Consider the following 17,249-nt stretch of genomic DNA (forward strand, 5'->3'; position numbering starts at 1 on the left):
GTCGGGAGACGTGCGTCGATGCCGAGACTGTTCAACGAACCGACCCTGCGAAACGTGACCGCCGGCCGGCGGTTCGGCCGGCCCCTCGCCGGCCTCCTCGTCGCGCTGACCCTGTCGCAAGGGGCGCTCGGTGGAGCGCTCGCGGCCGAGCGGGCGAAAAAACCCTCCGACGCGCGGCCGGACTACACCGCCGCCGAGGCCGCGACCGCGCGGCCCGAGGGCCTGCCGGCCTCGGTGCGCATCGCCGGCGACGACGCGACCGCGTTCCAGGCGCTGATCGACGGGGCCCCCCGCGCCTCCGACCCCTGGCTGGTGCTCTCGGGCGGGGGCGAGAACGGCGCCTTCGCCGCGGGCCTGCTCGCGGGCTGGAGCGAGCGCGGCGACCGCCCCGATTTCGGCATCGTCACCGGCGTCTCGACGGGGGCCCTGATCGCTCCCTTCGCCTTCGCCGCACCGACGATGGGAGCCCGGGCCGACGCGGCCCTGCGGGAGAACTACACCGAGATCTCGGCGGCCGACGTGTTCGAGTTCGGCGGGACGCCGGATTCCCTGACCGATACGTGGCCGCTCAAGGAGCGGATCGGGCGCGCGGTGACGCCCGCGCTGCTCAAGGCGGTGGCGGCCGAGCACGCCAAGGGCCGCCGCCTCCTGATCGCCACGACCCAGATCGACAGCGAGCGTCCGGTGCTGTGGGACATGGGCGCGATCGCCCGGCGCAGCGCCGAGACGGGCGATCCCCGCGCGCTCGCCCTGTTCCGCGCGATCGTGCTGGCCTCGACCGCGGTGCCGGGCGTGTTCCCGCCGGTGGCGATCCCCGCCGAGGTGAAGGAAGGCGCGAACGCCAAGTCGTTCGCGGAACTGCACGACGACGGCGGGGCGATGGGCCCGTTCTACCTCGCCCCGGCGGCGGCGGTGGAGGGCGAGACGCGGCTGCACCTGCCGACGAACCGGGTCTACCTCGTCGTCAACAACCGGCTCGAACCGGAATTCCAGATGGCCTCGCGCACCACGCTCTCGGTGCTCGGCCGCACCATGTCGGCGGCGATCAAGGCGCAGACCCGGGCGGCGCTCGCCCTGACCCGGACCTACGCCGAGCGCACCGGCCTCGACCTGCGGGTGGCCCTCATCGACGGGCGCTTCACCAAGACCTCGGAGAAGCCGTTCGACCGGGCCTACATGCAGGCCCTGTTCGCCCACGGCGAGGCCCTGGCCCGCGACGGAAGCGCCTTCACCGAGTCCCATGCCCCCGCCACGGCAGCGGGCCGCCAGGACAGCCGCCGGGCCTCGGACACGACCGGCACCGTCACGGCCTCGCGCTGACGGGAGGGGACTGCCCATCGATCGAGCGACGGTCGGCAGCCTCTTTTCCTTCCGGCTCCGATGGAAACGCGCCGCTCTCCGTCATCGCGCGGCTCGGCGCAAGCGATCCGGGGCACCGCTCTTTCCGGAAAAGCCGCGCCGCAGGAATCGCTTCGCCTGCCGGGATGGTGACGGTGGGCGGCGCTGGACGCCTCGACGGATCCTGCCGGCTGGCGTCGCGGTCCTGGATTGCTTCGCCATTCGGCTCGCAATGACGATGCGGGTCATTCTCCCCGTCCTTTGCAGAGCCTGCTTTGACTGCGGTGATCCCACCTCTCCCCCTCATCCTGAGGTGCCGGAGCGCAGCGGAGGCCTCGAAGGGGGCTCCAGGGATCGCGCGGGATCTGGAACATCCTTCGAGGCCGCTTCGCGGCGCCTCAGGATGAGGTGGGGATGGGAGCAGGGCATTCCTCTCGCCTTGCCGTTGCCTGACGAAGACACGTCGGCCGGTCAAACAGGCTCTGAGCCGCCTATCCCTCCTCCGCATCGGCCGGTGCGTAGACCGCATCGCCCAGGCGCTTCAGCGGGCCGCCGGGGCCGGAGCGCTTCCACAGCCGGGTGTTGAGCGCCGCCACCGGATCCTGCCCCGGCAGGAAGAACCCCTGCGCCGCGATGCGCGCCAGGATCTCGCTGGCGTGGAGCGGGCGGCCCGCCTCCTCCAGCACCGCCAGGGCCGCCTCAATCACCGCCCGGCCGTAGCGGCGGGCGAGCACCGTCTCCGACAGGCCGGCTTCCGGTTGCGCGCCGGGGGCCTGCGGAAAGCGCTCCACGCCGCCCGGGCCGAGGTTTTCGCCCCGGGGGGGGACGGGCTCCGGCACCGCCCGCTGCGGCGCGGCGGCGGGCGTCTCCGTCGGCTCGCTCCCAGCCGAGGCGGGCGGGCCGCCGAGACGGCGGCCGAGATCGAGGTAGAGGAGGAGGTCGGCGATCCGGCGCTCGATCGCGTCGCGCTGCCGCCGCAATGCGTCCAGCCGCGCCTGGGCCTCGGCTTCCGACAGGACCATGATGGCGTGTTCCGGCTGATTGTTCCCGGAATGGGAAAAGGAATGGGAATGAACGATGCCACATTCCGGAATGGAAGACCAGCCGGTTCCATTCCGTCCGGCTCCACCCATGTTCCTTCAATCGAAGGGATGGCGATCTCGTTCCGTTGCCGCGAACAGGGTTCCGTTCTGGCTTATTCCAAGTGCGGCTTTTCCCATCGCCACCGAGATCTTCCACCAGTCGGCGATGAGGATCTCTCAGAGCCTGTTTGACTGCAGTGATCCCATCTCGCCCCTCATCCTGAGGTGCCGCGTGAGCGGCCTCGAAGGGTGCTCCAGATCCCGCGCGCGATTCCCGGAGCCCCCTTCGAGGCCTCCGCTGCGCTCCGGCACCTCAGGATGAGGGTTCAGGATGGGAGTAGGATCTTCCTCTCGCCTTGCCGTTGCCTGACGAAGACACGGTGGCCGGTCAAACAGACTCTCACCGTCGGCCACCCCCGCGACCGCGGGGCGGCGGCGCATCCGCCCGATCGCTGATCCCGACCATCGGTCGGGATCAGCGCCGCTCGGTATTCGGTGAAATTTTTGGAATTCCGGCATAGATGGAATATTCCGTCTCTCCGTCATTCCGAAAAATTCCGTCAGGCGCGCACTGCGGTTGCGGCCGCGCGCGCGGTGCGGGCAGCCTTGGGCGGCACCAGCAGGCTGCCCGGATCGGCCGGGTGGAGCAGCATACCGCCTTCGTCGAGATCGATCCGCAGCCGCGGAAACACTTCGAGCAGGCCGGCGAGGTCGGCCTTGAAGGCTTGGCGGAAGCTGCGCAGGCTGGCGTTCTCGGCTCCGAACTGACGGTGCAGGTTGTCCCAGGTGAGCCGCAGGGGCCGCTGCAGGGCGCGCAGGCGGTAGCCGGTCCAGAACAGCAGGTCGAGCTTGCGCGCCGAGCCGGAGAAGGCGCGCGCCGCGCGGATGTCGACCGGCAGGGCGTGGCGGATCAGGCTGTCGTAGAAATCCTGATGGAACGAGACGGTGCGCTGCCAGACGAGGCCGTCGTCGCCCCGCCGCCAGAGTTCGAGATGGCGAAAAGGGGGCACGTTGAGGGTCGAGGCCTGCCCCTCCCCGTCCCACAGGCCGATCTGCATCGAGCAGGCCGCGAGCCGGTTGAGCTGTTCCTTGAAGGCGCCGATGGTGCCGCGCTCGCCGCCGGTGACGGCAAATCCCATCGCCTTCATGAAGCCCGAGAGGCTGTCGGCGACCTCGATGGTGGGGCTGCGCTGGCGCACCGCCTCGGTGCAGAGGTGCAGGAGCACCAGCCGTGCCTTGGGCCCGTAGGGCAGCCCCTGCGCCTCCATCTCGCCGGTGACCGGGTTCTTCAGGCGCCCCGCCGACAGGCTGAGCGAGTTGCGCCCGTATTCCCGCACGAAGTCGCGGGCGGCGCCCGGATCCCGGTAGGGCAGGCCGCACAGGGCCAGCACCGAGTGGAGGTGCTGGAGGTTCTCCGGCGCCGTCGGCTCGTTCTCGATCACCTCGCGCACGGCGTCGCGGCGGCGGCGGTCGCGGCCCATGGCCTCGCGGCGCCGGCCCTCCGCCCCCGCCTGCGCCCGGGCGGCGTCGCGCTCGCGCTGGCGAAAGAACAGGTGTTCGACGATCGGCGCGAACAGGAACCCGCCCCGCGCCGCCTCCAGCTCCGCCCGCAGGTCCGCATCGCGGATCGCGGCGATCTTGGCCTCCAGCCCCGCCATCACCTGCCCTTCAAGGCCTCCCGCTGCGCGTCACGTCGTGTCGCCTTCCTCAGAGCCGGGCCTCGGACGGAACGCGTCGAGGAGCCTTCAGGGCCGCAACCGATCTGTCGCGATTCGGCTCCGCGGAGTCCCGGGGCCCGCCGGAGTTTTCCCGGGAATCCACGCTTGGGCCCCCGAGTCCTGCACAGGCGCGTCGCCCGCAGGCCTTCGGGGGGCCGCCGGGGGTCACGCAGAGTTCGATGCGTCGGCCGACCCGCCGGAATCCGCCCGCGCAGAGTTCGATACGCCCGCCCGCCGCGGACTTGTCCCCACGATCCCCCGCCCGAACCGGTTTCGCACGCCGAATCCGGTACGCATCCACGCAGAATCCGATGCGGCAGGCCCGGGTCCCAACGCCGAATCCGATGCGCATCCGCGCAGAGTTCGATGCGGCTCCGCGCAGAGTCCGATGCGCAAACAGGTCTCAAGCCACGGTTCGAAAAGGGGTTTTTCAGACACCCTATAACCTGCTGAACTGACTCCAGAAGAATCCTTAACAGATAGCTTTCCTAAGGATAGGCGAGGTGCGTTCGGCAAAACGAACAGCCCTCTCCCCACCGCTTTTCAAGGGGAATAAGAGGAATTTTGCACAGGCTGTGCCCCTCTCCTCCTCCGTTCGAAGCCTTGGCACGGGCGCTGGCTGCACGACGACAGCGGACGATCTATGAGCGGTGGCTTGCCGCGGGCGGGTGGATGAAGAGCGGGACGGGATCGATGGACGGGGCACCGATCGACAGGCTGCTGGCGCTGATGGCGCGGCTGCGCGATCCGGAACGGGGCTGCGCCTGGGACGTGCGGCAGAGCTATGCCAGCATCGTTCCCTACACGATCGAGGAGGCCTACGAAGTGGCCGACGCGGTCGAGCGCGGCGACCGGGCGGATCTGCGCGACGAACTCGGCGACCTCCTGCTCCAGGTCGTGTTCCAGGCGCGGATCGCCGAGGAGGAAGGCGCCTTCCGCTTCGACGACGTGGCCGAGGCGATCTGCGCCAAGCTGATCCGGCGCCACCCGCACGTCTTCGACACGTCCGGAGATTTCCTGCCGCCGGAGCGGCGCCCGACCGACCCGGCGGCGATCAGGGCGGCCTGGGAGATCATCAAGGCGCAGGAGCGGGCGGAGAAGGCGGCGGCCGGCAAGGGAGCCGGCAAGGGGGCCGGCGAGGCGGAAGCGGCGGGTCCGCTGGCCGGGGTGTCGCGCGCCCTGCCCGCCTTGGCCCGGGCCGACCGGATCTCGAAGCGCGCGGCTTCCGTCGGCTTCGACTGGCCGGACGCGGCCCAGGTTCTCGCCAAGGTGCGCGAGGAGACGGATGAGGTCGAGGAGAGTTTGAGCGCGGGCGAGCCGGAGGTGGTGTTCGCGGAGATCGGCGACCTGCTGTTCTCGGTCGCCAACCTCGCCCGTCACGCCGGCGTCGATCCGGAGGAGGCCCTGCGCCGCGGCACCGCCAAGTTCGAACGCCGCTTCACGGAGATGACCGCCCGCCTCGCGGCCGAGGGACGGAGCCTGGAGGACGCCGCCCTCCCCGCCATGGAAGCGGCGTGGCAGGCGGTGAAGCGCGACGAGAAGACGTGAGGCTCAGGTCGGGGATCCCCGAAGAGCCGGCGGGTTTTCAGGGCAGAGCCCTGAAGGCGGCGAAGCCGATTTGCAGGGCTGTGCCCTGCACCCGCGAAAGGACTCGTCCTTTCGAAACCATGACGGCGGCGGCTCAACCCTTCGTCCGCGGTCCGCTCTTCGGCGCCGGTTTCGGACCCGGTGCCTTCGGCTTCAGGCGCTCCACGACCTGTTCCAGGGCGCGCTCGACCGCCGCCTGCTCCGGCGGCGCGGCCTCAGCTTGCGGGCGTTTCGTCCGGCTCGGGTCGCGGCTCTTCGGCATGGGCGCGAGCCTAGACAGGATCGCGGACCTAGGACCACCGGTTGAACCGGTCCCGATACTCCACCGGCCTCGTTTTCCTCAGAGAAAAGCCTTGCGTCTTTTCGGGTTAAGCCTAACGGGGAGTCCCGTCTTCGCGCGCTCTTCGCGCCGCGAACGGCCAATCGATGGCGCGCACGGCATAGAGCGCCCACCACACCATCACCGGCTGAAGCGCGAGGCGCGGGCCGTGATACCACCACGTCTCGGGGATCGGCGGGACGGAGATGCCTTGAACCGCGTGCTTGACGTTGGCGGGGAACACGCAGACCGCGTAGAGCGCCAGCATGATCCCGGTGATCCGCCGCAGCCGCGGCACGAACAGCGCGAGCGCGGCGGCGATCTCGCACAGGCCGGTGCCGACCACCACGCGGCGCGGCTGCGGCACCCAATCCGGCATGATTGGCAGGAAACGCTCGGTCGCGGCGAGGTGGACGACGCCGATGAAGCCGTAGAGGCCGATCAGGCCGAAGCGCAGCCAGCGGCGGTCGTCGCGCATCCCGGTCAGGCGGCTCGGTCGTCCGCGGAGCCCGTCTTGCGCTCGCCCGAGGGCGTGCTGCCGCGGGCGGCCTCGTCGGTCCGGTCGCGCTGCTCGTCCGCCATCCGTCCCTCGCGCCTCGCTCCCGTGTCGTGACGGAGCAACGTTTCGCGTGGGCGGCGGTTCGCCGGGCGCGCCGGACCGTCCTGCCCTACACGGCGATGCCGTGCAGGTCGTAGGCGTCGGCCCGCTCGATCTTCACGGTGACGATGTCGCCCGGCCGGACGGGACGGCGCGAGGCGACGTGGACGCTGCCGTCGATCTCCGGTGCGTCGGCCTTGGAGCGGCCGCGGGCCACGCCCGGCCCGGCCTCGTCGATGATGACGGGGAGGCGCTTGCCCACCTTCGCCCGCTGCAGCTTCAGCGAGACCCCGGCCTGCGCCTCCATGAAGCGGCGCTTGCGCTCGGCCTTCACCTCCGGCGGCACCGGGGCGGCGAGGTCGTTGGCGGGGGCGCCCCTGACCGGCTCGTACGCGAAGCAGCCGACGCGTTCGAGCCGCGCCTCGCGGATCCAGTCGAGCAGTTCCTCGAACTCCGCCTCGGTCTCGCCGGGGAAGCCGACGATGAAGGTCGAGCGGATGGCGAGGTCCGGGCAGGTCTCGCGCCAGCGCCGGATGCGGTCGAGTTGGCGTTCCTGGTTCCCCGGCCGGCGCATCCGCCTGAGCACCGAGGGGCTCGCGTGCTGGAGCGGCATGTCGAGATAGGGAAGGATCTTGCCCTCGGCCATCAGCGGGATGACCTCGTCGACATGCGGGTAGGGGTAGACGTAGTGCAGCCGCACCCAGGCCCCGAGTTGCCCAAGTTCGGAGGCGAGGTCGTAGAAGCGGGTGCGCACCGCCCGGTCCCGCCAGGGGCTCGGGGCGTAGCGGGTGTCGATGCCGTAGGCCGACGTGTCCTGCGAGACGACGAGCAACTCCTTCACGCCGGCCTTCACCAGCTTCTCCGCCTCGCGCAGCACGTCGCCCGCCGGGCGGCTGACGAGATCGCCGCGCAGGCTCGGGATGATGCAGAAGGTGCAGCGGTTGTTGCAGCCCTCGGAAATCTTCAGGTACGCGTAGTGGCGCGGGGTGAGCTTGACCCCCTGCGGCGGGATCAGGTCGAGGAACGGGTCGTGGGCGGGCGGCGCGGCCTCGTGCACGGCCGCGACCACCGACTCGTAGGCCTGCGGGCCGGTGACGGCGAGCAGGTTCGGGTACTTTTCGCGGATCTCGTCCGGTTGCGCGCCCATGCAGCCGGTGACGATCACCCGGCCGTTCTCGGCAAGAGCCTCGCCGATCGCCTGGAGCGATTCGGCTTTCGCCGAATCGAGGAAGCCGCAGGTGTTGACGATGACCACGTCCGCCCCGTCGTGGCGGCGCGACAGTTCGTAGCCCTCGGCGCGCAGATGGGTGAGGATGCGCTCGGAATCGACGAGCGCCTTGGGGCAGCCCAGCGACACGAAGGAGATCCGCGGCGCGGCGGCGCCCTTGCTGTCCGAGGGAGAGGCGGTAGCGGTCATGACGGCTCATTGGGGGCGGGCCTTCGTCGAACGAGGGCCGCGCGTCCTGCATCGATGGCGGTGGATGCGCCGATATAGCCGTATCGTGGCGCGGTTGCGAGCGTGGCCGGAAGGGATCGTCGGAAGCCCAATTCGGCGCGCTCGGCATCGGCTTGTCGCTCGCCATCCATGCCGGGTCGGAGGAGGAGAGTGAAATTTAGAAAAATGGCGATTTCAAAGTGCCTTGTGTCCGTATCCTGAAGTGCCTTCTCAACGCTCTTCCGGGTGCCGCGCATACCCCTCCCGCGGGCCCGGAACGCGGGGGCGATTGACGGACGGGTTCCGCGCGCCCTTGGGTAGGTCACGAAAAAAGCCGCGCAAGGCATGACGACCGAGCCCATGGTCTGGACCCGCGAGATTCCCTTCATCGATCCGGTCGCGGCCGCCGCGCGGCTCGCCCGGTGGCCCGGGCTCGCCTTCCTCGACAGCGCCATGCGGCACGACACGCTGGGGCGCGTCTCGGTGCTGGCCGCCGACCCGTTCGGGCGCTTCCGGTATCGCGACGGCCGCGCCACCCTCGATGGACGGGAGGTGCCGGGCTCTCCCATCGAGGCGTTGCGGGCCTGCCTCGCGCCCTATCGGCTGGCGCCCCGTGCCGACCTGCCGGCCTTTCCCGGAGCGGCGATCGGCTACTTCGCCTACGATCTCGGGGCGAGCCTGGAGCGGGTCGCTCCCCCGGCCCGCCGGGCGGGGCTGACCGACGACATCGCCTTCAACCTCTACGACACGCTGCTCGCCGTCGATCACCGGCGGCGCACCTGTCTCCTGATCGCCACGGGCTTTCCCGAGACCGATCCGCTCGCTCGGGAGAGGCGGGCAAAAGAACGGCTCGACGCCTTCGCCGCCCGGCTCGCCGGCCCGGCCACGCTGCCGGAATGGACCGGCGCCCGGCTCGCATGGCGCTCGAACTTTTCGCAGCAAAGCTATGAGATCGCCGTCGAAAAAGTCCGAAATTACATTCGCGCCGGCGACATCTATCAGGCCAACATCGCCCAGCGCTTCGCCGCCGACCTGCCGCCCGGCTTCGATCCGTTCGCCTTCTACCGTCGCCTGCGCGAGACCAACCCCGCGACCTTCGGCGCCTACCTCGCGTTCGAGGGCCTGACGGTGGCCTCCTCCTCGCCCGAGCGCTTCCTGAAACTGGAGGGGCGGGCGGTCGAGACGCGGCCGATCAAGGGCACGGTGCGCCGTGACCCCGATCCGGCCCGGGACGCCGAGATCGCCGCCGCGCTCGCGCGCAACCCGAAGGAGCGGGCCGAGAACATCATGATCGTGGACCTGCTGCGCAACGACCTGTCGCGGGTGTGCGAGCCGGGCAGCGTGCGGGTGCCGACCCTGTGCGGGCTGGAATCCTATGCCGGCATCCACCATCTCGTCTCGGTGGTGACGGGCACGCTCCGGCAGGGTTCGGACGCCCTCGACCTCATCGGGAAGACGTTTCCCGGCGGCTCGATCACCGGCGCGCCGAAGCTCAGGGCCATGGACATCATCACCGAGATCGAGGGCGATGCGCGCGAGCTCTATTGCGGGACGATCGGCGCGCTGGGCTTCGACGGCGCGCTCGATACGTCGATCGCGATCCGCACCGTGTTCATGGACGAGGCCCGGGCCGTGCTCCAGGTCGGCGGCGGCGTGACGCTGCTCTCCGAGCCCGGCCCCGAATACGAGGAGACGCTGACCAAGGCGGCCCGCATCTTCGCGGCCTTCGAGGAGGGCACGCCGTGATCCTCGTCGTCGACAACTACGATTCCTTCGTCTTCAACGTGGTGCGCTACTTCGAGGAGCTGGGCGAGCGGGTCGAGGTCGTGCGCAACGACGCGCTGGACGTCGCCGGCATCCGCGCCCGCGCGCCGGAGGCGGTGGTGATCTCGCCCGGCCCCTGCACCCCGGCGGAAGCGGGGGTGAGCCTGCCGGCGATCCGCGACCTGTCGGGCGCGGTGCCGATCCTCGGCGTCTGCCTCGGCCATCAGGCGATCGGCGCGGCCTTCGGCGGCCGGGTCGAGCGGGCGGGCCGCCCGCTGCACGGCCACGCCACGCCGATCCGGCACGGCGGCACGGGGCTTTTTTCCGGGCTGCCGCAGCCGATGCAGGTCGGGCGCTACCATTCGCTGATCGTCACCCCGACGCCGGAGATGGAGCGCCACCTCACCGTCGACGCCGCCTCGGGCGAGGGCGAGGTGATGGCCCTCACGCACCGCACGCACCCGACCTGGGGCATCCAGTTCCACCCGGAATCGGTGCTGACCGAGAACGGCCACGCGCTGTTCTCGAATTTTCTCAAGGGCGCCCGCACTTGGCGGGCTCGGCAGGACAGTGCGGAGAAGGCGCCCGCCGATGCTGTGGTGTGACGGGCGGCTGGTCGAGGGCGGCACCCTGCCCTTCGCCATGGGCGATCGCGGCCTGCTGCTCGGCGACGGGGTGTTCGACACGGCTCTTGCCCTTCGGGGTCAGGTTGCCTTCGAGGCCGCCCACGTGGCCCGCCTCGCCGCCGCCGCGGAGGCGCTCGGCTTCTCCGTCGCCCGCGAGCGGATCGCCGAGGCGATGCGGGTGCTGGCCGGCACCGCCCCGCTCGCGGCGATCCGCACCACGCTGACCCGCGGCCCCGGCCCGCGCGGTCTGGCGCCGCCCCCTGAGCCGAGCCCTTTCCTGTTCGGCAGCGGCGCGCCGGCGCGGGCCGCCCTGTTCTTCGCGCCCCTGCGGCTGACGCTCACGCCCATCGCCCGCAACGAGACCTCGCCGGCCGCGCGCCTCAAGACGCTGGGCTATCTCGACGCGGTGCTCGCCGCCCGCGCGGTGCAGGCGCAAGGGTTCGACGAGGCGCTGTTCCTCAACACGAAGGGCCGCGTGGCCTGTGCCGGCACCGGCAATGTCTTCGGGGTTTTCGGGGGGAGGCTCGTGACGCCGCCGCCGGCCGAGGGCGTGCTGCCGGGCATCGTCCGGGCCGAGATCGTTTCGAGGATCGCGCCCGCGCTCGGCGTGCCGGTCGAGGAGCGCCCTCTCCTGCCCTCCGAGCTGGAGGAGGCGGAGGCCCTGTTCGTCACGAATTCGCTGCGCCTGCTCGCGCCCGTGACGGCGCTCGGCGCGCGGGTCTACGACAGCGCGGGGCACGAGACGGTTCGGAGAGTCTGCGCGGCTTTACGGGAGACGGTGGCGGCGGCGTGCGGCGTCGGGGTGGACGCCCTCGACCCGTGATCGCGGATGCCGTGATACGACATCCGGTTGATGACTTCGGCCTCTCCTGCGTCATCGCGAGGCGAAGCCGTGGCGATCCAGGGCGCGACCTGTCCGGACAGGTCGCGCCCTGGATCGCTTCGCTACCGCTCGCGATGACGGTGCGGGCCACCCTCTCCGTCATCGCGAGGCTCGGCGCAAGCAATCCGGAAGCGCGACGAGCGCCGTCTGTGGCGCGACCCGATCAGCCGAGCGCCGTGCCGGCGATGCGTCCGACGCTTGCCCGCTCCATCTGCTCCCAGGCCCGCGCCAGCGAGCCGGCGAGATCGATGCCGCGCACGGCATCCTCGACCACGAAGACGTCGAGCCCCGCAGCGCGGGCGTCGAGGGCGGACCAGAGGACGCAGAAATCGGTGGCGAGGCCGGCGAGGAACAGTCGGGTCAGGCCGCGCTCGGCGAGGTAGCCGGCAAGCCCCGTGCGGGTCTCCCGGTCAGCTTCCAGGAAGGCCGAGTAGCTGTCGATCTTCGGATGATAGCCCTTGCGGATCACCAGTTCGGCCCGCTCCGCCCGCAGGCCGGCGGCCCATTCGGCGCCGTGCGTGCCCTGGATGCAGTGGTCCGGCCAGAGCACCTGTTCGCCGTAGGGCATCGCCACGGTGTCGAACGGCCGCTTGCCCGGGTGGCTCGACGCGAAGGAGGCGTGGCCGGGCGGGTGCCAGTCCTGGGTGAGGATCACGTGGGGCAGGCGTTCGGCGAGCCGGTTGACGGGTGCGATCACCGCATCGCCGTCCGGCACCGCCAGCGCCCCGCCGGGCAGGAAATCGTTCTGCACGTCGATGACGAGCAGAACGTCGTGCTCGGTCAGCTTCATCGCCAAGTCCCGGGATCCAAGGGACAAGTCCCTTGGTGGGGCCGGGCGAAGCCCGGAATCCTTTTATCCCGTGATCCTGCGATCACGGTGTCATCACCGTCGCGCCGGTCGTCTGCCGCCCGGCGAGGTCGCGGTGGACCTGGGCGGCGTCGGCGAGTCTGGCGCGGGCGTGGATCGGGATCTTCACCGCCCCGCTCGCCACGGCCTCGAACAGCTCGGCGGCGTTGGCGTCGAGGCTCTCGCGGGTGGCGATGTGGGTGAACAGGGTCGGGCGGGTGGCGTAGAGCGAGCCCTTGGCGGCGAGGATGCCGATGTCGAAGGCTTCGATCGGGCCGGAGGCCGAGCCGAAGCTCGCGAAGATGCCGAAGGGCGCGAGGCAGTCGAGGGAGGCGGGGAAGGTCGCCCTGCCGACGCCGTCATAGACCACCGGCACACCCTTGCCCCCCGTGATCTCCCGCACGCGGGCGGCAAAATCCTCGTCGCGGTAGAGGATGACGTGGTCGCAGCCGTGCGCGCGGGCGAGCTCCGCCTTCTCGGCCGAGCCGACGGTGCCGATCACCGTGGCGCCGAGATGCTTGGCCCATTGCGTGGCGATGAGGCCGACGCCGCCGGCGGCGGCGTGGAACAGGATCGTGTCGCCGGGCTGCACCCGGTAGGTCCGGCGCAGCAGGTACTGCGCGGTGAGGCCTTTCAGCATCATCGCCGCGGCGGTCTCGTCGGAGATGGCGTCGGGCACGTGGACGACGCCCTTGGTGTCGACCACGACCTCCTCGGCATAGGTGCCGGTGGCGCCGGCATAGGCCACGCGCTCGCCGAGGCGGAAATCGGAGACGCCCTCGCCGAGCGCATCGACCACGCCCGCGCCCTCCTTGCCGAGGGTGAAGGGGAGCGAGGGCGCCTTGTAGGCGCCGGAGCGGAAGTAGATGTCGATGAAGTTGACGCCGATGGCGGTCTGGCGGACGCGGATCTGGCCGGGGCCCGGATCGGCCGAGGGGACGTCCTCGTAGACCATCGCCTCCGGCCCGCCGTACTCGTGCACCCGGATCGCCTTCGGCATCGCGTCCTCCCGCTCGGTCCCGACCTCTTCGGATAGGACGCGAGATATCGGGCCGGTGCGGGCCGGCAAGTGTCAGGCGGCACCTTGCCCGGATTTCTCGGAACGGTTCGCGCCGGCCGCGCGGAGCGCCCTACCCTTCCCGTACGGCGACCTGCATGCCGGTGCCGGACAGGCAGCGCTCGATGCGCTGGGTCAGTTCCGGGGTCAGGGCCCGCACCTGGACATGCAGGGTGCCGGTATCCTCGGGGCGGACGCTGATCCGGTAGCGCAGCCCCTCGTCCTCCATCTGCCGCAGCAGGTTGGTGCTCGCGGTCGTCATCGCGGCGATGTGCTGATCGATCAGCTCCGACTTCATCATCCGCGGCTGCCCTCCCCGCCGGTTCCGTCGCCGCGCCGCGCGGCACCATGCCGGCTCGCCTCGCCCTCGCGCCGCTGCCGGGCGCTCTGGACCGGAGGAAAAAGACGGGCGAGCCCCTGCGCGACGCCCGTGAGCACGGGGTCGAGGGGGCCGGACCGCGCCGGCTCGGTCTCGGGCCGCGAGGTGATGAAGGTCTTCATGTCGAACGCCCCCTCAGACGTCGATGGCCGGTGTGATCCGCGGGCGTCGCGACGAGAGCGCGCACCCCATAACATAGGTTGGCAATGCCGGACGATGGATTTGGTTTCATTCCGGCCCGACACCGCTGCCTCCGATTCCTTCGCCACCCTTGACCGCGCACGCACGGCGCCTCTGTAGGAAGGAGGGAGACCGCAGCCGTCTTCCAACCTCTCCTGCTCCCCTCGCGCGCGCGCCGTGTCGCGGTGTCCCGAAGGAGTCTCCCGTCGTGACGGTCCCGGTGCAGACGTCCTCCTCCCGTACCGCCCCCGCGGGGGCGCCGCCGCGCTTCGAGGTGGCGGTGGTGGGAGCCGGAGCGGCCGGGCTCGCCGCCGCCCTGGCGCTCGCCCGCGACGGCGTGGCCACGGCGCTGGTCGGACGCCACGCCCCCGTCGCCGACGGGCGCACCGTGGCGCTGCTCGACGGCTCGGTGCGCTTCCTGACGGTGCTCGGGGCATGGTCCGAGATCGCGCCGCACGCGAGCCCGCTGGCCGAGCTTCAGATCGTCGACGACACCGGCAGCCTGTTCCGCCCGCCGCCCGCCCGCTTCTCGGCCGCCGAGATCGGCCTCGACGCCTTCGGCTGGAACGTCGAGAGCGCCCGCCTCGTCGAGACCCTGCGAGGCCAGGCCCGCACCACCCCGAGCCTCACCCTGTTCGAGGCGGATTCGGCCGGGATGCGGATCGAGGGCGAGGCCGCGGTGCTGGATCTGGAGGATGGGCGCAGCCTGGAGGCGGGGCTCGTCGTCGGCGCCGACGGGGCGCGCTCGCCCCTGCGCGCGGCTTCGGGTTTGCGCACCCGCGAATGGACCTACCCGCAGGCGGCGCTGACGACGCTGCTCGCCCACGAGCGGCCGCACCGGGACGTCTCGACCGAGTTCCACACCCGCAACGGCCCCTTCACCCTGGTGCCCCTGCCCGGCGGCCACCGCTCCAGCCTCGTCTGGGTCACGGCGGAGCGGGCGGCCAAGCGCCTCGCGGGGCTCGACGACCGCGACCTCGCCGCGGCGGTGGAGCATCGGGCCCGCTCGATGCTGGGCGCCATGCGGATCGACGGTCCCCGGGGGCTCGTGCCGATGCGCGGGCTCTCGGTGGCGAGCCCGGTGGCCGGGCGCCTCGCCCTGATCGGCGAGGCCGCCCACGTCTTCCCGCCGATCGGGGCGCAGGGGCTGAATCTCGGCCTGCGCGACGCGGCGGCCCTGCGCGACGCGGTGTTTTCCGCCCGTGAGGCCAATCGCGATCCGGGGGCGCCGGCCTCGCTCGCGGGCTTCGGCCGGGCGCGGGGCGTCGATGCGCGGCTGCGGGGCGCGGCGGTCGATTGGCTCAACCGCTCGCTGCTCACCGACTTTCTGGCCGTCGATGCCGCGAGGGGCCTCGGGCTGATCGCGCTCGCGGCGATTTCACCGCTGCGGCGCCTCGTGATGCGCGAGGGCGTCCAGCCCCGGCTCGGCGCACCGAGCCTGATGCGCTGAATTTTTTGGGAAGGGCGGGGTCTGATACGCCATCCGGTTGCTGACTTCGGCCTGTCCTGCGTCATCGCGAGGCGAAGCCGTGGCGATCCAGGGCGCGCCCTTTCCGGACCTGTCGCGCCCTGGATCGCTTCGCGGCCGCTCGCGAGGACGGAGGGGGGCCAAACCCGAAGCGATCAATCGGAAACGGTATGACAGGCGCGCGGCCGAACCCCGAAAAATCACAAAAAATCGCCGTAGAGGTCGACCGTCTCGAAGCCGCGCGGGGCCAGCCGCTCGGCGAGCACGCGGCGGTGGCAGCGGGCCGGGTCGCGCTCGAAGCAGAGCAGGCAGACCGGTTGCCGCGCGGCCAGCTCCGCCAGGGCGTCGAGGGCGAGATCGCCATCGGCGGTGTCGAGCACCGCCTCGCAGTAGATCCGGCGCATCAGCCCGGCATCGTGGGCGCGGGCCGCCTCGCGGCCGGATTTGGGCGTACCCAGCCCCCGGTAGTGCTCGTAGCCGAGGCCGGCCCCGGTCAGTCCCGCCTTGAGCGCGCCCTTCGAGAAGCCGCGCTTGCGCGAATTGGCCACCGCCCGCACGTCGGCGAGGACGGCGACCCCGGCCTCCTTCAGCGCCGCGTGCAGGCGCTCCGGCGTCAGGCCTTCGTAGCCGATGGTAAACAGGGTCTTGCGCATCGCGGTCTCGGGGAAAATCCAGGATCGGCAACGTTTTAGGGCGAGGCCGCGCGGCCGTCGAACCGATCCGGCCGCGTCCATGTGCCTGTGATGCAACGCCTTCCGGAATTCTGCCGCAATGCCGGCAAAGTCCTGTTAACCGGATGAAGGGCATCGAATACCCATTGAAGTCGCACGCGAGAAGTGGCGGGCCATCGATGTCGCTGGACACCGGGATTTCCTTGAGCCTCGCGCCGGCTTCCCGCGGATGGCTGAAGCGCGGGCTCGCCGCCCTGATGCTCTCCGGCCTCGCGGCCTGCGCCTCGCAGAACGACTTCTATCCCACCAAGGGCGACGCCAAGCCCCATCCCGGCGTGGCGCGGGCGAAGCAGCACCCGATCCAGGGCATCGACATCTCGAAGTGGCAGGGGCCGATCAACTGGGCCTCCGTCAAGGGCTCCGGCACGCAGTTCGCCTTCATCAAGGCGACGGAGGGCGGGGACCATGTCGACGAGCGCTTCCGCGAGAACTGGGACGGGGCGGGCCGGGCCGGCGTGCCGCGCGGCGCCTACCACTTCGTGTTCTGGTGCCGCTCGGCCGAGGACCAGATGGCGTGGTTCAAGCGCAACGTCCCGAACGATCCGACCGCCCTGCCCCCGGTGCTCGACGTGGAGTGGAACGGCCACTCGGCCAAGTGCCCGAAGAAGCTGCCCAAGGCCCAGGCGCTGGCGATGATCCAGTTCATGCTGGACGAGATGGAGAGCTACACGGGCAAGCGGCCGATCATCTACACGGACATCACCTTCCACAAGGACGTGCTCGAGAACGAGCTGCCCGACTACCCCCACTGGGTCCGCTCCACGGCGGCCGAACCCGAGCAGCGCTTCGCCAACCGCAAGTGGATGCTCTGGCAGTTCACCTCGACGGGCCGCGTGCCCGGCGTGCGCGGCGACGTGGACCGCAACGCCTTCTACGGCAGCCCGACCGAGTGGGCCTCGTTCCTGGCGACCGACTGCGACCCGCGGGAGCATCGGCGCCTGTCGAGCCAGGGGCTGTGCACCGGCAAGTGACGACCGAAGCCGCGCCTCGTGTCGGCGCGAGGCGCACGGCACGTGTCCCCCAAGTCGATCGTGTCATAGGATGTGTTGCTTTTTTGTCTGACCTCATACAGGCTTGCGGAACGACTTGATCACGGATCGGATTTTTTCGTTTTCGATCGCGGATATGTATACTTGTAGACAGACTATGCGTTCGGCTTTGCGCTAGAGGCTCACCCCGAAAGATGGCCGCCGGCCTAGGCACGGGTCGATGCGTCGGAGGCCGCGCAAACCGATAC

Annotated in this window: 17 protein-coding genes; 7 read left to right on the forward strand and 10 right to left on the reverse strand. The window is 70.8% G+C overall.

All coding sequences use genetic code 11. From position 1 onward, the window contains the following. Window positions 1-18: 18 nt before the first annotated feature. Complete coding sequence (locus PGN25_00745; protein MEH3116177.1) at window positions 19-1,320, forward strand: patatin-like phospholipase family protein; 1,302 nt, start codon at window positions 19-21, stop codon at window positions 1,318-1,320. Between the two features lie 509 nt (window positions 1,321-1,829). Here the strand turns inward: PGN25_00745 and PGN25_00750 are convergent. Both PGN25_00750 and PGN25_00755 read right to left on the reverse strand, forming a co-directional pair. Further along, window positions 1,830-2,360, reverse strand: coding sequence for an HTH domain-containing protein (locus PGN25_00750; protein MEH3116178.1), 531 nt, complete (start codon window positions 2,358-2,360; stop codon window positions 1,830-1,832). A gap of 620 nt (window positions 2,361-2,980) precedes the next feature. Further along, entirely contained in the window at window positions 2,981-4,078 is a 1,098-nt protein-coding gene (locus PGN25_00755) for a replication protein RepA (GenBank protein ID MEH3116179.1), read from the reverse strand. A 753-nt stretch (window positions 4,079-4,831) separates the two neighbouring features. Here PGN25_00755 and mazG point away from each other — a divergent pair. Next, window positions 4,832-5,686, forward strand: coding sequence for a nucleoside triphosphate pyrophosphohydrolase (mazG, locus tag PGN25_00760; GenBank protein MEH3116180.1), 855 nt, complete (start codon window positions 4,832-4,834; stop codon window positions 5,684-5,686). Window positions 5,687-5,819: 133 nt separating this feature from the next. Here mazG and PGN25_00765 read toward each other — a convergent pair whose 3' ends face one another. The 3 genes from PGN25_00765 to rimO form a co-directional block, all read right to left on the reverse strand. After that, window positions 5,820-5,987 carry a hypothetical protein gene (locus PGN25_00765; GenBank protein MEH3116181.1) on the reverse strand — a complete coding sequence of 56 codons (168 nt, stop codon included), beginning with the start codon at window positions 5,985-5,987 and terminating at the stop codon, window positions 5,820-5,822. 112 nt (window positions 5,988-6,099) lie between these two features. Next, window positions 6,100-6,522, reverse strand: a complete 423-nt coding sequence (locus PGN25_00770) for a DoxX family protein (protein MEH3116182.1) — start codon at window positions 6,520-6,522, stop codon at window positions 6,100-6,102. Window positions 6,523-6,712: 190 nt separating this feature from the next. Further along, a complete protein-coding gene (gene rimO / locus PGN25_00775) occupies window positions 6,713-8,059 on the reverse strand; it encodes a 30S ribosomal protein S12 methylthiotransferase RimO (protein MEH3116183.1) in 1,347 nt (448 codons plus the stop codon). Between the two features lie 363 nt (window positions 8,060-8,422). On the opposite strand from rimO, the gene pabB reads away from it, so the two are divergent. Genes pabB through PGN25_00790 form a run of 3 tightly spaced genes read left to right on the forward strand, consistent with a single transcriptional unit; the run spans window position 8,423 to window position 11,290 of the window. Next, the gene (gene pabB, locus PGN25_00780) at window positions 8,423-9,823 is read left to right on the forward strand and encodes an aminodeoxychorismate synthase component I (protein ID MEH3116184.1); all 1,401 of its coding nucleotides are present in this window, start codon (window positions 8,423-8,425) and stop codon (window positions 9,821-9,823) included. Next, entirely contained in the window at window positions 9,820-10,446 is a 627-nt protein-coding gene (locus PGN25_00785) for an aminodeoxychorismate/anthranilate synthase component II (GenBank protein ID MEH3116185.1), read from the forward strand. Before pabB ends, PGN25_00785 begins: the two co-directional genes overlap by 4 nt. Beyond that, on the forward strand, window positions 10,433-11,290 hold the full coding sequence (locus PGN25_00790) for an aminotransferase class IV (protein ID MEH3116186.1): 858 nt from the start codon (window positions 10,433-10,435) through the stop codon (window positions 11,288-11,290). The genes PGN25_00785 and PGN25_00790 overlap by 14 nt, the downstream gene beginning before the upstream one ends. 223 nt (window positions 11,291-11,513) lie before the next feature. On the opposite strand, the gene pncA is transcribed toward PGN25_00790, so the two are convergent. The 4 genes from pncA to PGN25_00810 form a co-directional block, all read right to left on the reverse strand. After that, entirely contained in the window at window positions 11,514-12,140 is a 627-nt protein-coding gene (gene pncA / locus PGN25_00795; GenBank protein ID MEH3116187.1) for a bifunctional nicotinamidase/pyrazinamidase, read from the reverse strand. Window positions 12,141-12,222: 82 nt separating this feature from the next. Further along, window positions 12,223-13,197 (reverse strand): quinone oxidoreductase, encoded by a 975-nt coding sequence (locus PGN25_00800; protein MEH3116188.1) that lies wholly within the window; start codon window positions 13,195-13,197, stop codon window positions 12,223-12,225. A 130-nt stretch (window positions 13,198-13,327) separates the two neighbouring features. Next, window positions 13,328-13,555 carry a hypothetical protein gene (locus tag PGN25_00805; GenBank protein ID MEH3116189.1) on the reverse strand — a complete coding sequence of 76 codons (228 nt, stop codon included), beginning with the start codon at window positions 13,553-13,555 and terminating at the stop codon, window positions 13,328-13,330. After that, window positions 13,552-13,755 carry a hypothetical protein gene (locus PGN25_00810; GenBank protein MEH3116190.1) on the reverse strand — a complete coding sequence of 68 codons (204 nt, stop codon included), beginning with the start codon at window positions 13,753-13,755 and terminating at the stop codon, window positions 13,552-13,554. Before PGN25_00810 ends, PGN25_00805 begins: the two co-directional genes overlap by 4 nt. Before the next feature lie 266 nt (window positions 13,756-14,021). Here PGN25_00810 and PGN25_00815 point away from each other — a divergent pair, with 266 nt between their 5' ends. Beyond that, on the forward strand, window positions 14,022-15,263 hold the full coding sequence (locus PGN25_00815; protein MEH3116191.1) for an FAD-dependent monooxygenase: 1,242 nt from the start codon (window positions 14,022-14,024) through the stop codon (window positions 15,261-15,263). A gap of 218 nt (window positions 15,264-15,481) precedes the next feature. Here the strand turns inward: PGN25_00815 and PGN25_00820 are convergent, their stop codons facing one another. Continuing rightward, window positions 15,482-15,934, reverse strand: coding sequence for a DUF488 domain-containing protein (locus PGN25_00820; protein MEH3116192.1), 453 nt, complete (start codon window positions 15,932-15,934; stop codon window positions 15,482-15,484). 197 nt (window positions 15,935-16,131) lie between these two features. Here PGN25_00820 and PGN25_00825 point away from each other — a divergent pair, with 197 nt between their 5' ends. Beyond that, the gene (locus PGN25_00825; protein ID MEH3116193.1) at window positions 16,132-16,983 is read left to right on the forward strand and encodes a GH25 family lysozyme; all 852 of its coding nucleotides are present in this window, start codon (window positions 16,132-16,134) and stop codon (window positions 16,981-16,983) included. The last annotated feature ends 266 nt before the right edge of the window (window positions 16,984-17,249 follow it).

This window comes from Methylorubrum populi (genome assembly GCA_036946625.1).
In the GTDB taxonomy this organism is placed as follows: domain Bacteria; phylum Pseudomonadota; class Alphaproteobacteria; order Rhizobiales; family Beijerinckiaceae; genus Methylobacterium; species Methylobacterium populi_C.